At 71.3% G+C, this 12,523-nt stretch carries 8 protein-coding genes and 1 pseudogene; 3 read left to right on the forward strand and 6 right to left on the reverse strand.

The window, feature by feature from the left end; genetic code table 11:
- Nucleotides 1–84: 84 nt before the first annotated feature.
- The 6 genes and pseudogenes from IPN03_17960 to IPN03_17985 form a co-directional block, all read right to left on the reverse strand.
- Entirely contained in the window at nt 85–1,011 is a 927-nt protein-coding gene (locus IPN03_17960) for a polysaccharide deacetylase family protein (GenBank protein ID MBK9375549.1), read from the reverse strand.
- Nucleotides 1,012–1,015: 4 nt separating this feature from the next.
- A pseudogene (locus IPN03_17965) lies at nt 1,016–2,980 on the reverse strand (bifunctional UDP-4-keto-pentose/UDP-xylose synthase).
- Nucleotides 2,977–3,936 (reverse strand): glycosyltransferase, encoded by a 960-nt coding sequence (locus IPN03_17970; protein MBK9375550.1) that lies wholly within the window; start codon nt 3,934–3,936, stop codon nt 2,977–2,979. Before IPN03_17970 ends, IPN03_17965 begins: the two are co-directional and overlap by 4 nt.
- Before the next feature lie 67 nt (nt 3,937–4,003).
- Nucleotides 4,004–5,743, reverse strand: a complete 1,740-nt coding sequence (locus tag IPN03_17975) for a glycosyltransferase family 39 protein (protein ID MBK9375551.1) — start codon at nt 5,741–5,743, stop codon at nt 4,004–4,006.
- A complete protein-coding gene (locus IPN03_17980) occupies nt 5,728–7,110 on the reverse strand; it encodes an ABC transporter ATP-binding protein (GenBank protein MBK9375552.1) in 1,383 nt (460 codons plus the stop codon). The genes IPN03_17975 and IPN03_17980 overlap by 16 nt, the downstream gene beginning before the upstream one ends.
- Nucleotides 7,062–7,868: an ABC transporter permease gene (locus tag IPN03_17985; protein MBK9375553.1), complete on the reverse strand. Its 807-nt coding sequence runs from the start codon at nt 7,866–7,868 to the stop codon at nt 7,062–7,064. The genes IPN03_17980 and IPN03_17985 overlap by 49 nt, the downstream gene beginning before the upstream one ends.
- 76 nt (nt 7,869–7,944) lie before the next feature.
- Between IPN03_17985 and IPN03_17990 the strand changes: the two genes are divergently transcribed.
- From IPN03_17990 to IPN03_18000, 3 genes are read left to right on the forward strand one after another with little or no spacing between them, the layout of a single operon-like run.
- The gene (locus tag IPN03_17990; protein ID MBK9375554.1) at nt 7,945–8,634 is read left to right on the forward strand and encodes an ABC transporter ATP-binding protein; all 690 of its coding nucleotides are present in this window, start codon (nt 7,945–7,947) and stop codon (nt 8,632–8,634) included.
- Nucleotides 8,631–11,225 carry an ABC transporter permease gene (locus tag IPN03_17995; protein ID MBK9375555.1) on the forward strand — a complete coding sequence of 865 codons (2,595 nt, stop codon included), beginning with the start codon at nt 8,631–8,633 and terminating at the stop codon, nt 11,223–11,225. Before IPN03_17990 ends, IPN03_17995 begins: the two co-directional genes overlap by 4 nt.
- Nucleotides 11,226–11,227: 2 nt before the next feature.
- Nucleotides 11,228–12,337 (forward strand): carotenoid 1,2-hydratase, encoded by a 1,110-nt coding sequence (locus IPN03_18000; GenBank protein ID MBK9375556.1) that lies wholly within the window; start codon nt 11,228–11,230, stop codon nt 12,335–12,337.
- Nucleotides 12,338–12,523: the final 186 nt, after the last annotated feature.

The raw sequence follows: 12,523 nt of genomic DNA on the forward strand, positions 1-12,523 counted from the left end.
GAGCGGAGAACATGGGGTCAGGTCCAGAACGGTGTATTGTTTTCAACAATACACCGTTCTGGACCTGACCCCGATTTCTCCATCTTACGATTGACCCGCGGGCTCTCCGGTCGCCACCGGGACCGACCTTCCACGGACGGCCGTGAACCGGAGCGGTCGTGCCGGGAGTGCGCCGGCGCCGGCTGCGGCGTCGGAGAGGGTCACGAAGGAGACTCCGTCCTCGACCCAGGCCTCGAGCTGCCGGGCGAAGAGGCCCGCGAACGCCCGCCCTCCCTCGATCTCCGTGTGGACGGAGTGGACGCTGATTCCCTCCGCCTCTCGAACGGCCCGCCGAAGGGAGTCGACCGCCCCGTCGCGTTTCTCCCCGCGGAACTCGTCGAAGGCGAGGAGCTCGTCGAGCGTCGGAAGGGTGGAGGGGACCTCCACGAGCGAGGACGTGGTCCCGTCGGACCGGAGCGGACGGAAGGGCGGCCCTCCGCGTGTGTCCGAAGCCACGCGGATGCCGCGCGATTCGTAGGCTTCTACGGAAAGGCCGTTCGCCGTCCACCCGGGCGCTCCCGCCACTTCCGCCGCCCGGCCGAAGACGTCGGCGAACCGCTCCGCCGCCCGGCCGAACGTCGCGAAGACCTCGCCCCGATCCATCCGCGGCAGCCGGTCGTGCCAGTCGACGTGGTCCCAGGCGTGGACGCCGCACTCGTGTCCCGCCGCGGCCGCCTCGCGCATCCGGAGGACGGCGTCCTTGCGCGTGCCGATGTCGGGCGCCGGCAGGAGCGTTCCGTAGAGCATCGTCCGGATTCCGTAGGACGCGGCCGGCGAGGCGCTCATGACCTTCTTCACGAAGCCGCGCCGAAAGACGCGCTTTACCGCCTTCCCGGTCGAGTCGGGTCCGAGCGAGAAGAGAAACGTGGCGCGCGCGCCGTGGCGGGCGAGGAGGTCGAGGAGGCGGGGAACCCCCTCGACCGTCCCTCGAAGCGTGTCGACGTCGACCTTCAGGGCGAGGCGCGGAGGCAGGACGCTACACCTCGGGCGTCGTCCGCCCGGAGAGGTAGAAGTCGAGCGTCCTCTTCAGGCCCGTCGGGAAATCGGTCGACGGCGTCCAGCCGAGACACTCCTTCGCCTTGCGGATCGACGGGACACGCGTCGTGATGTCCTGGTAGTTCGCGCCGTAGTAGTCGGCGGAGGAGACCTCGACGACCTTCGCGTCCCTCGCGAGCGGGGCGAACCTCTCGTAGGTCCCGACCGCCGCGAGGAGCAGCTGCGCGAGCTCGCGGATCGAGAGGTCGGCCTCGGGGTTGCCGAGGTTGAAGATCTGACCGTCGGCGCAGCCGTTCTCGTTGACGAGGATCTTCATCAGCCCGTCGATCCCGTCCTCGATGAACGTGAAGGAGCGCCGCTGGTGCCCTCCGTCGACGAGCTTGATCGGGACGCCGTAGAGGATGTTGTGGAGGAACTGCGTCAGGACGCGGCTCGACCCCTCCTTCGGCGCGTCGACGTCGTCGAGGTGCGGGCCGTACCAGTTGAAGGGGCGGAAGAGGGTGAACCGCAGGCCGTTCGCGTTTCCCATCGCCCAGATGACCCGGTCGAGGAGCTGCTTGGAGGCGGAGTAGATCCAGCGCTCCTTGCGGATCGGGCCGTAGACGAGCGGCGAGGAGTCCTCGTCGAACTCGCGGTCGGGGCACATCCCGTAGACCTCCGACGTCGACGGGAAGACGACCCGCTTGCCGTACTTGGCCGCCATCTTGACGATGCGGAGGTTCTCCTCGAAGTCGAGCTCGAAGACCGAGAGCGGGTTCTTGACGTAGGTCGCGGGCGTGGCGATGGCGACGAGCGGGAGGACGACGTCGCACTTCTTGACGTGGTACTCGATCCACTCGCGGTTGATGGCGATGTCGCCCTCGAGGAAGCGGAACCTGCTGTCGTCGAGGAACTCCGTGATCCGGTCGCTGCCGACGTCGAGGCCGTAGACCTCCCAGTCCGTCGTGCCGAGGATTCGCCGCGTGAGGGCGTTGCCGATGAAGCCGTTGACTCCGAGGATGAGGACGCGCATCGCGCCTTTCCGGCCGCCTCAGCCCCGGGCCAGGGTCCAGGCCCGGAACGCAGCCTCGTTCAGGTCCGGCTGCCCCTCCGGGCGCGCCAGGAGAATTTCCACGGGGCGGTCGTCTCCGCAATAGACGATGACGGACTTCTCCGTCAGCTCGATCTTCTCGGGGAAGGTGTCGTGGCCGCCGTAGCCCGAGAGCCGCGTTCTCCAGATCGTCACGCGCGGGCCGAAGATGTCGGTGAAGGCACCGGGCCACGGGTGGGTCACGGCGCGGACGAGGTCGTGGACCTCCTGCGCCGGGCGGAACCAGTCGATGAGGCCGTCCTCGGGCTTGCGGCCCCCGAAGTAGGAGCCCTTCGACAGGTCGAGAGGGACGCGCGGGGCCGTCCCCGCCTTCAGCTTCGGCCAGCTCCGCGCGAGGACGGTCACGGCCGCCTCGGTGACACGGCGGGCCACGGTGAGCGCCTCGTCGTCGGGCCCTATCGGGACCGGCTCCTGGTCCACGAGGTCTCCTGCGTCGGGCTTGTCGGTCATGTAGTGGAGGGAGGCGCCGGTGACGGGGGCCCCCTTCAGGATGGCCCAGTTCACGGGCGACCGGCCGCGGAACGCGGGGAGAAGGGAGCCGTGCATGTTCAGGGCCCCCATCACGGGGATCGAAAGGACCCTCGCCGGGATCAGTTTCCGGAAGTAGAAGGAGAAGAGGACGTCGGGCCCGGCGGCCCGGATCACCGCCTCCTCCGACGGGGCGTCGATCGACGCGACGAGCTTCACCGGAACGCCACGCGAGCGGGCGAGGTCGGCGACCGGCTCCCACCAGCGCTCCTCGCCGGGGGCGTCGGGGTGCGTGTAGACGAGCTTGACGGGCTCACCCGCGTCGAGGAGCCACTTCGTACAGCGGTACCCGACGTCGCCGTATGCGCAGATGACGATTCCGCTCATGGCTCCTCCTTTCCCGCGTGGACGCGGCGGACGAGGAAGCGCGGGCGGCCACGCACCTGCTGGTAGATCCGCCCGACGTACTCGCCGACCATTCCCACGCCCGCCATGATGACCCCCATCACGAGGAACGCGAGAGCGAAAAGCGTGAAGACCCCCTCCACCTCGGAGCCGACGATGACGCGCCGGACGAGAAGGAAGAGGCCGAAACCGAACCCGAAGAGCGCCGTCAGGAACCCGAGGAGGCCGAACAGCTGGAGGGGGACGACCGAGAAGCCGGTCATCAGGTCGAAGTTGAGCCGCACGAGACGCAGGAGCGAGTACTTCGACTCCCCCTCCGCCCTCTCCTCGTGCGCGACCTCGATCTCGACGGGCCTGCGCGCGTAGAGCTGCGCCAGCGCCGGGATGAACGTCGAGACCTCGTCGGACGCGGTCATCACGTCGACGACGTCGCGGTGGTAGCCCCGCAGCATGCAGCCGTAGTCGCCGAGCCGCATGCCGGTCAGGAGCCCGGTCGTCCGGTTCACGAGGCGCGAGGCGGCCTTCCGGAAGAGCGAGTCCTTTCTCTTCGTCCTCACCGTCCCGACGACGTCGTACCCCTCGTCCATCTTCGCCACGAGCTTCGGGATCTCCTCCGGCGGGTTCTGCAGGTCCGCGTCGAGCGTGATGACGTACTCGCCGTCCGTCTCCCCGAACGCGGCCATGATCGCCATGTGCTGCCCGGCGTTGCGCAGGAGCTCGACCGCCTTCACGCGCCCCGGACACCCCCGGGCGGCCTCCTTCAGGAGGGCGAGCGAACGGTCGCGCGAGCCGTCGTCGACGAAGACGACCTCCCACGGCCTCCCCAGCCCTTCGAGAACCGGTACGAGCCTCGGAAGGAGGTGCGGCAGGTTCCTCTCCTCGTTGTAGACGGGGATGACGATGGAGACCTTGCGGGCGGCGGGGGCGGAATTCGTCACGGGCTTCCGATTTTATGGGACGGCGTCCCGCGGGCCGAACGCCGCCCCGGCGGGCGGCCCGGCACCCTCACGGCCGGTTCGCGACGAGATAGAACTTCCCATTGGGGCTCTTCGCGAGGACGTGCGGCAGGGAAAGGCCGCGGGCGGGGTTTCCGAAGTCGCGAAGGTGGCCGAAGTGGACGATGCAGAGGACCCGGGCGGGCCCGTGCCACTTCCGGGCGAACTCTTCGTCGGACAGGTAGAGACCGCGGCGGCGGGCCTCCTCGCGCCCGAAGTCGAGCTCGCTCCACGGGAGGCCGGCGATGGGCGTCAGCCTCTTGGTGTAGAAGGCTGGCGCCTGCACGTAGTGCCCCTTCTGCAGGAGGAGGTCGTCGGGACGCAGCTCGCGCTTCAGGACGGCCACCATTGGCCAGGGAGTGATGGACCTGGCGACGGAGGGGAGAGCGAAAACGAGAGCCGCGACGAACCCGATCCACGGGGCCGCGACCGTGAGGGCGAGGCGTTCCGTCGAGGCGGGCCTCCGCGGGGAGCGGGCGTCGCCCCGGGCCGGGAGAAGGTTCAGGAGGGCCCCGAGGCCGAGAAAGGCCGTCGCGACGGCGGCCTCGGCCACCACACCGTACCGGGCCGCCATCCCCGCCCCAAAAGCGTATGCGGCGACGGCGCCGGTCAGAACGCCGAAGAGAAGACCCGCGACCCTTCTCTCCGGGCGCAGCGGCGCTCCCCGCTGCCGGGCCCTCTCGAGGCCGAGCGCGACGAGGACGGCCACGGCCGGCCAGACCGGAAGGATGTAGGGAACGAGCTTCGACCGCGACGCCGTGAAGAAGAGGAGGACGAGGATCCAGAAGACCTGGAGGAACGCTTCGGCGCCCCTCTCCCGCCATTCCCCGCGGCGGACCGAGGGAAAGGCCCCCGCGAGCCTGCCCAGGTACGGGGTCCATGGGAGCAGGCCCAGGAGGAGTGCCCAGACGAAGATGAGAGGGTTGGCGCTCCGGCGGTGCCCGGTCTCGAAGTACCGCCGGAAATGCTCGCCGACGACGTAGAAGTCGAACCACTCCTTGTCGCGGCGCGCAATGGCGAGGTGCCACGGCAGGACGAGGGCGAGGAACAGGATCAGGGGCCCGGGCGAGAAGAGTCTCGGCACGATCGAGATCCTCCTCGACAGGAGTGCCCAGACGAGGATCGCCCCCCCGGGAAGGACGAGGCCGACGAGGCCCTTGAGCATCACGGCCGCCGCGCAGGAGAAGTGGAGGAGGTAGAGCGCGGCCCGGGCGCGTCCCCGGTCCCCAGATCGCTCGTGCTCCTGGAAGGAGGCGAAGGCGAACGCCGCCGACGAGAGGGCCAGCGAGAGGGGGGGATCGATGATGTTGAGGCGGGCGAGCGCGACGACGAGCAGCGACGTCGCCACGATCAGCCCCGCCAGGAGGGCGACCCTCTCCCCGAAGCGCCGCCGGGCGAAGAGGACGGTGACGAGGACCATCCCGGCGGCCGAGAGCTTCACCGGGAGGCGCGCCGCCCACTCCTCCTCGCCGAACAGGGACATCGACGCCGCGACGGCCCAGTAGTGGAGCGGCGGCTTCTCGTAGTACCGATACCCGTTCAGGCGCGGCGCGACGAGGTCGCCGGTGGCGAGCATCTCGCGGGGGATCTCGGCGTAGCGCGACTCGTCGGGCTCGAAGAAGGGGGTGTGCCCGGTCTCGACGACGAGGAACGTGACGGCGATCGCGAGGAGCGTCCAGAGGAGGACGCGGGAGGCGACCGGAAGCGGCTCGGCGCGGAAGCGGCTCCCGCTCGTCAGGTACGGGCCCAAGAGACTCCCCCCTCGGTGGACCAGGACCGCTCGGGAGACCAGATTCCGGCCTCGGTCCGCGGCGAGTCGACGCGGAACCGGCATGCCCCGCGCCAGTAGTCGTAGGGCGTTCCGTTGCGCGCGTGGACCGCGACGTCGATCAGGTAGGTGCCGGGGCCGAGGTCGCAGCTCCCGATCGTGAGCCGGACCCGCGCCGGCCCGTCGAACGCGCCGGGCATGAGCCCGTCGATCTCGGTGTTGGTGCCGTGAACGCAGACGTCCTCCGGCGTGAAGAGGCCGACGCCGAAGACGAAGTCGGAGAGGGGGCGCGCGGGGGTCGCCTCGATCTCGACCGTGACGGGCTCTCCCGTCCGGAACGCGTAGCGCTCGTCGCCGGCGACCCCGAGGAGCCGGACACCGTCGATCGTCGCCGACCGGTCTCCCCAGCGGCGGGCCCTCTCGGCCGGCGGGGCTTCGACCTCGTTCGCGGTCTCGGGCGCCGGGCCGGGCGCCGGGGCGGCCTCCTCGGCCCGGAGCGTCTCCTGCTCCACGGCGTGCTCGGCGAGGAGGCGCGTCCCCTCGCCCGCGGACACATCCAGCCTGTATGCGGCGAGCATCTCGCGCGGCTCGGCGAGCCCCGCGACCCTTCCTCCGGAAAGGTAGAGGACGCGATCGCAGAGCTCCTCGACGAGGACGAGCGAGTGGGAGACGAAGAAGATCGTCTTTCCCCTCGCGGAGAACTCCTTGATCGTGTCGAGGCAGCGCCGGGCGAACGCCTCGTCGCCCACCGCGAGGACCTCGTCGACGACGAGGACCTCGGGGTCGACGTGAACCGCGACGGCGAACCCGAGCCTCACGTACATCCCGGACGAGTAGGTCTTCACCGGCTCGTCGATGAACTCCGAGAGCCCGGAGAACTCGATGATCGACGGGAGCTTGCGCTCGATTTCGCGGCGCGTCAGGCCGAGCATGACGCCGTTGATGACGACGTTCTCGCGCCCCGAGATCTCCGGGTGGAAGCCCGCGCCGAGCTCGATGAGGGCCGACACCTTGCCGTCGACGCGGAGCGTCCCGGAGGTCGGCTTGAAGAGGCCGGCGACGAGCTTGAGGAGCGTCGACTTCCCCGAGCCGTTCGCCCCGATGACGCCGAACGTCTCGCCGCGCCGCACGTCGAACGAGACGCCCGACAGCGCCGAAACCGTCTCCGACGGCTCGAGAACCTTTCCGAAGCCCCGCCCGAGGAGCGCCGACTTCAGCGTCCCGAACGCCCGGGTCCGGCCCCACCGCCGGTAGACCTTCGAGAGGTCGCGCGCCTCGACGGCGACGGGAGAGCGCGCGCTCAGACGGCCTCCGGGAAGGAGTCGCGGAGGCGGTCGAAGAACGCCCACCCGATGGCGAAGGCGACGAGCGAGATCCCCGCGGCGGCCGCCCACGTCCCCGGCGGCGAGAACCTGCCGTAGAAGAGGGCGTCGTGCCAGCCGGAGAAGAGGGGCGCGAGGGGATTCAGGGCCAGCAGTCCGGTGATCCGCCCCTTCGGGAGGTCCTTCAGCGAGTAGAGGATCGGCGTCGCGAAGAACAGGACGGAAAGGACGGTCTGCAGGAGGTCCTTCACGTCGCGGAAGTGGACCGTCAGCGCGGAGAGGAAGAGAGCGATGCCGAGGAGGAGGACGGCCTGGAGAAGCAGGAGGAGCGGCACCTGGACGAGGGCCCACCCGAGCGGGACGCGCGGGCCGAACGCACCGAACGCACCGGCGAGGAGCGCCGCGAGGAGGACCGGAAGCGCCAGGAGGAAGTGGACCCCCTGGGCGAAGACGGCGACGGCCGGCAGGACCTCCGCCGGGAAGAGGATCTTCCTGAGGAGCGCGCCGTGCGTCAGGAGCGAGGCGGCTCCGTCGGAGATCGAGGAGGAGAGCCAGTTCCACGGGAGGAGGCCGCAGAAGAGGAAGAGGGCGTACGGGGACGTCGACGGGCTCCGGTTCGGCAGGAGGAGCTGGAAGACGACCGCGTAGACGGCCAGCATGAGGAGTGGGTTCAGGAGGGACCAGAAGAAGCCCAGGACGCTCCCGCGATAGCGCGCCTTCACCTCGCGCGCCACGAGGACGCCGACGAGCGCCCGGTGGCGCCAGAGGTCGCGGAGCCGCTCCATTCCGGTCGTCGATGATACGCGGCGCCGCGCGCGTCCCGACCCATCCCGCCGGAACGGGCCGGCGTATTGTCGAACGATGGGCGCCAGGGTCGTCGTCGAGAGTGTCCGCAAGGCCTGGGTACCGGTCCCGGGGGCGGGAGAGGGCGCCATTTCGGAGGCCCTCGCGGGGGTCTCGTTCTCACTCGAGCCCGGTGATTTCGTGGCCCTCCTCGGCCCCTCCGGCTGCGGCAAGTCGACCCTGCTGAACCTCCTCGGCGCGCTCGACCGTCCGACCTCGGGGCGCGTCCTCGTCGACGGCCACGACCTCGCGCTCCTCTCCGACGCCGGACGCGACCTCTACCGGCGCCGGACGGCCGCGACGGTCTTCCAGTTCTTCAACCTCCTGCCGACGATGACGTCGCTCGAGAACGTCGCCCTGCCGCTCCTCCTCGACGGCGTACCGCCCGCGGAAGCGGACGAAAGGGCCGCGGCCGCCCTCGGGGAGGTGGGCCTCCCGGAGAAGTCTGGCGCCTTCCCCTGGCAGCTCTCCGGGGGACAGATGCAGCGGGTGGCCGTCGCGCGCGCCCTCGTCGCCAGGCCCTCGCTCCTTCTCGCCGACGAGCCGACCGGGAACCTCGACTCGCGCTCCGGGGCACGGGTCCTCGACCTCGTCTCGGACCTCGTCGCGGGGCGCGGCGTGACGATCGTCCTGGCCACGCACTCCACCGAGGCGGCGGCCCGGGCGACGCGCGTCCTCCGCCTCCGCGACGGCCTCCTCGAAGCGTGAGCCGCGTCGCGCCCCTCTTCGGGCCGCTCCTCTTCCGCCCCCTCCGGCGCGACCGGCTGCGCTTCGCCCTCACCGTCGCCGGGATCGCCGTCGGCGTGGCGACGATGGCCGCGATCCTCCTCGCGAACGCCTCGGTCCTCGCCTCCTTCTCCGCGACGGTCGACGTCGTCGCCGGAAAGGCCGGCCTGACGGTCCTCGCCGACGGCCCCGGCATCCCCGAAGAGACGCTCGAGCGGCTCTCCTGGCTCCGGGCGCGCGGCGTCACGGTCGTCCCCGCCGTCGTCGCGACGGCCGCGCTGCAGGGGGGAGACGGCGACGTCGTCGAGATCCTCGGCATCGACCCGGTCACCGACCCCGCGGTCCGCGATTACCGCTTCGCCTCGCGGCTCGATGCCGAAGAGACGACCCTCGGCCGCCTCTTCGCGGTCTTCCAGCGGAACTCCGTCCTCGTGCCCGCCCCGCTCGCAGAGCGGCTCGGCCTCACGGAGGGATCGGAGCTCGGCGTCTTCGCCGGCGGCGCCGTCCGGCGGCTCCGCGTGGCCGGAATCCTCCGGCTCGAAGGGGCCGCCCGTGCGGCCGCCGGGTCGGTCGTCTTCGCCGACATCGCCACGGCCCAGGAGCTCTTCTCCCGCGAGGGGCTCCTCGACCGGATCGACCTCGTCCTTCCCGAAGGCCTGAACGACGCCGACCGCGCCGCTCTCGAAGAGTCGGTGCGGGACTCGCTCCCCCCCGGCGTGACCGTCGGCCGCCCCGAGCGGCGGACGGCGACGGTCGACCGGATGGTCCGCTCCTTCCGCGTGAACCTCACGGCGCTCGGCCTCATCGCGCTCCTCGTCGGGACCTATTTCGTCTACAGCACGCTCTCCATCTCGGTCCTGAGGCGCCGGACCGACATCGGGACGGTCCGCGCGCTCGGAGCCTCGTCCCGATCGGTCTTCCTCGTCTTCCTGGCGGAAGGCGCCGCGCTCGGCGTCCTCGGCAGCCTCCTCGGCCTCGTTCTCGGGGCCGGCATGGCGAAGGCCGCGCTCGCCGCCGTCGGCGGGACGGCGACGGACTTCTACCTGACACAGGCCGCCCCGTCGCTCGCCCTCGAGCCGCGGGCCCTCGCCATCGCCTTCCTCGCCGGCCTCCTCACCTCCATCCTCTCCGCCCTCGCTCCCGCCCTCGAAGCGGCCCACGTCGACCCCGCCTCGACGTTCCGGCACGGCTCCGTCGAGGCCTCGCGGCGAAGGGCCGTGAAGCCGCTCGCGATCGCGGGCGCGTTCCTCCTCCTCCTCGCCGCCCTCGCCACGCGTCCCGGGCCGGTCGGCGGCCTTCCCCTCTTCGGCTTCGCGGCGGTCTTCCTCGTCGTCGCCGGCGTCTCGCTCCTCGCCCCCTTCGCCGTCACGACGGTCGCCCGGCGCGCCGACCGGCTCGCCGTCCGCCTCCTCGGCGTCGAGGCACGCATCGCCCGCGCGAACCTCACCGGGAGCCTGTCGCGGACGGCCGTCGCCGTGGCGGCCCTCTCGATGGGGATCTCGATGATGGTCGCCGTCGCGGTGATGGTCGGCTCCTTCCGCGCCACCGTCGTCGACTGGGTCTCGCAGACGCTGAAGGCCGACCTCTTCGTCGCCCCCGAGGGAGGGCGGTCGCAGCGCGCGCTCGGCCGGCTCCCCGAGGAGGTCGTCACGCTCCTGGAGCGGGTTCCCGGCGTCGCCTCCGTCGACCCCTTCCTCTCGTTCGAGGCGACGCGGGACGGAGTCCCCTTCACCGTCGGGTCGGGCCGCTTCGCCCTCGTCGCGGCGCACGGCGACCTGCCGATGGCCGACGGGAGCGACACGCGCGAGGTCCTCGCGCGCGCTCTCTCCCGGGGCGAGGCCGTCGTCTCCGAGCCCTACGCCGTGAAGTTCGGCGTCCGTACCGGCGACCTCGTCACACTGCCCGCGGTCGACGGCCCCGTCACGCTCCGCATCGCCGGCGTCTACCGCGACTACTCGAACGATCGCGGGACGATCACGATCGACCGCACTCTCTTCCGCCGCCTCTTCCGGATGGACGGCGCGGTCAGCCTCGCACTGCGGCTCGACCCCGCCTTATCTCCCGAGGAAGGGCGCCGCCGCATCCTCGCCGCGGCCGAGGGCCGTTTCGCGCTGCGCGTCCAGACGAACGCCTCGCTCCGCGACGCGGCCCTCGCCCTCTTCGACCGGACGTTCGCGGTGACCTACGCCCTCGAGGCGGTCGCGATCGCCGTCGCCGTCCTCGGCGTCTTCTCGACGCTCCTCGCGCTCGTCCTCGAGCGGCGGCGGGAGATCGGACTCCTGCGCGTCCTCGGCGCCTCCTCCGCCCGCATCTCCCGCGCCGTCCGGTACGAGGCCGCTGCGCTCTCCACCCTCGGCATCGCCCTCGGCGTCTTCGCAGGCGGCGCGATGGGGTGGATCCTCATCCACGTCGTCAACAAGCAGTCGTTCGGCTGGACGATCCGGACCGACGTCCCGTGGGGCTTCCTCGCCGGGGCGCTCGCCCTCGTCGCACTCGCCACTCTATCGGCCGCAGGCCGCCCCGCCCGCCTCGCCGCCGCGACCGACGCCGCCGCCGTCCTGAAGGAGGAATAGGCGTGATGAGAACGCTCCTCGCCCTGGCGCTCCTCGCCTCGGCCGCTCCCGCACCCGCTGCAGACCGGTTCCGCCCCCTCGACCCCAAAGCCACCGTCTCCTTTCCCCGCGACCACGGGGCCCACGACGACGCGCGCGTCGAGTGGTGGTACGTCACCGGCCACCTGCAGGACGCCGACGGCCGCCGCTCCGGCTTCCAGCTCACCTTCTTCCGGACCGGCGTCGCGGACGAGGCGAAGGGGACGCGCACCTCCTCCTTCGCCCCGCGCGACCTCCACCTCGCCCACTTCGCCCGAACGGACGTCGACGGGAAGACGTTCCGCTATGCCGAGCGGATTCACCGCGACGGGCCCGGCGGCGCCTCCGCGCGGTCGACGCACCTCGACGTGGCGAACGAGAGTTGGAGGCTCACGGAACTGGGCGGCAAACTCCTCCTCCATGCGAGCGACCCCGCCAACGGCCGCGAGGAGACGCTGACGCTCCTGCTGACACCGCTCAAGCCTCCTGTCCTCCACGGCGAGAACGGCCTCTCGCGCAAGGCCCCCGAACCGGACGCCGTCAGCCGCTACGTCAGCTTCACCCGCCTGAAAGCCGAAGGCTGGCTCACGCGCGGCCAGACAGCCCACGCCGTCACCGGCACCGCGTGGATGGACCACGAGTGGGGCTCGGGAGCCATCGGAAAAGGAACGACGGGGTGGGACTGGTTTTCCGTCCAGCTCGAGGACGGCCGTGACCTGATGCTCTACCTCCTGCGCGGTCCCGACGGTTCCCGCACGCTCCACTCCTCCGGCACCCTCGTCGATCGCGAAGGCCGCTCCACGCCCCTCGCGCCAACCGACTTCACCGTCGAGGTGACGGACCGCTGGACGAGCCCGCGCTCGAAGGGCGTCTACCCGGCCCGCTGGATCCTCCGCGTTCCGAAAGCCAATCTCGCCCTCGAGGTCGTCCCCCTCCTCCCCGACCAGGAGCTCGTCACCGATCGTTCGACGCGCGTCACCTACTGGGAAGGAGCCTGCGCCGTCCGCCCCCTCCCCGGCTCCGGCAGCCCCGCCGGGAGCGCCTACGTCGAGCTGACCGGCTACGCCGGCAAGGGAGCCCTCGGCCTCTTCTGACCGGCGGGGCAGCGACGAGGGCACGAGAACACGAGGACACGAGGGCACGAGGGCACACCCGGCGCCTTTGGGTTCCGTGCTCTCAAGTCGCGGGCGGGAGGGGTGTCCCACGGCGGCCGCTGCGCGCGCGCGACCCGCAACGGCTCCGCTCCGCGGGCCGCCGGGGCGAGCGCAAACTCCTCGCTT

It is taken from the genome of Holophagales bacterium (assembly GCA_016719485.1).
In the GTDB taxonomy this organism is placed as follows: domain Bacteria; phylum Acidobacteriota; class Thermoanaerobaculia; order UBA5066; family UBA5066; genus UBA5066.